General features: G+C 67.4%; 1 pseudogene. It reads right to left on the bottom strand.

The window, feature by feature from the left end:
* Positions 1–1,533 (bottom strand): annotated as a pseudogene (locus WBV89_RS15945) (chromosome segregation protein SMC); the annotation flags it as partial.

Raw genomic sequence — 1,533 nt, 5'->3', positions numbered from 1 at the left:
TCAGGTGTCGGCCGAGGTGCGGGCGGAGTCGGTGCGCTCCGTGATCACCTTCGACGAACCGCCCGGCTGCATGGTCACGCCGAGGAGACAGTCGCCGGCCTCCATCGTGCGCTTCTGGTGCGACACGATGATCAGCTGCGCGTCCTTACGGAACTCCTGGATCAAGCCCAGGAACCGGTGCAGGTTCACATCATCGAGGGCAGCCTCGACCTCGTCCATCACGTAGAACGGGGACGGGCGCGAGCGGAACACCGCGAACAGGTAGGCCAGCGCGGTGAGGCTGCGCTCGCCACCGGACAGGAGCGACAGCTTCTTGACGTTCTTGCCGCTCGGCTTCGCCTCGACCTCGATCCCGGTCTGGAGGAGGTCATCGGGATGGGTGAGCTTCAGCTTGCCCTGGCCGCCCGGGAACAGCAGCCCGAACAACTCGGTGAAGTTGGCGCTCACGTCGGCGAAGGCAGCGGCGAACACGTTCTGGATCTCGGCATCGACAGCGGCGATCACGCGTGCCAACTCGCGGCGGGTACTGCGGACGTCGTTCAGCTGTTCGTCGAGGAACGCGTGGCGGATCTCGAGTTCGTTGAACTCCTCGAGTGCGAGCGGGTTGATCGGTCCGAGCAACCTCAGTTCACGGTCGAGCTCGCGCACGCGACCTGCGGGCGTTGCGCCCTCGGGAATCTCGGGCATCTCGGCGGCTTCGGCGACGGCGGGTTCGAGATCGAGATCGCGACGGAGCGTCTCGATCGAGGTCTCGAGCCGCAGCTTCGCCTCGGCTTCCTCGATCTCGGCCTTGCGCGCCCTCTCGCGCGTCACGTCGAGCTCGCGTTCCTTGTCCGCACGCTCGCGTCGCAGTGCATCCAGTTCGGACGTGAGGCCGCGCACCTCATCGCTCTGCTGGCGTCGGGTCTCCGCGAGTTCGCTGTGGTGGGCTTCGACGATCGCGTGACGGTCGGCGACGATCGCCGACAGCCGGTCGATCACTCCCATCGACCGCTCGATCACGACGCGCCGGTCCTCAGCTGCGGCGCGAGCCTCGGCATCGGCTTCGAGGCGTCGTTCGGTCTCGGCGATCCGGCGTTCGAGGATCTGATGTCGCTCGATCAGGCCCGCGTTGCGGACTTCGAGATCCTTGCGCTTGGACGCGAGCGCTGCCGCGCGCTGTTCGAGATGCGCACGCAGCTCGCCGCGCGCACGTGCCGCATCGGCCTCGGCCTGTTCATCCGACTCGAGCGCCGGGAGCAGGGCTTCGAGTTCATCGACCCGCTGCCGCTCGCGCTCACTGTTGCTGGTGAGTTCGCCGATCGATCGTGCCAGTGACTCGAGTTCGGCCTGCACACCACGTTGCTCACCCTGAGCACGGGCGAGGCCTTCCGACGCCGCCGAGAGCTTGGCGTCGTTGTCGTCGAGCCGACGACTCAGTTCGGATTCGCTGCGCCGCGCCAGGGCCAACGCGTCGGTCGTCGCTGCGACCGCGACGTCGGCGATCGCGAGTCGCGACGACGCTTCCTCGGCTGCGGTCTGTGCGTCCTCGAG

Origin of the sequence: Ilumatobacter sp. (genome assembly GCF_049588435.1) — a bacterium.
In the GTDB taxonomy this organism is placed as follows: Bacteria; Actinomycetota; Acidimicrobiia; order Acidimicrobiales; family Ilumatobacteraceae; genus Ilumatobacter_A.
This window is presented reverse-complemented; position numbering and strand designations above follow the sequence as displayed.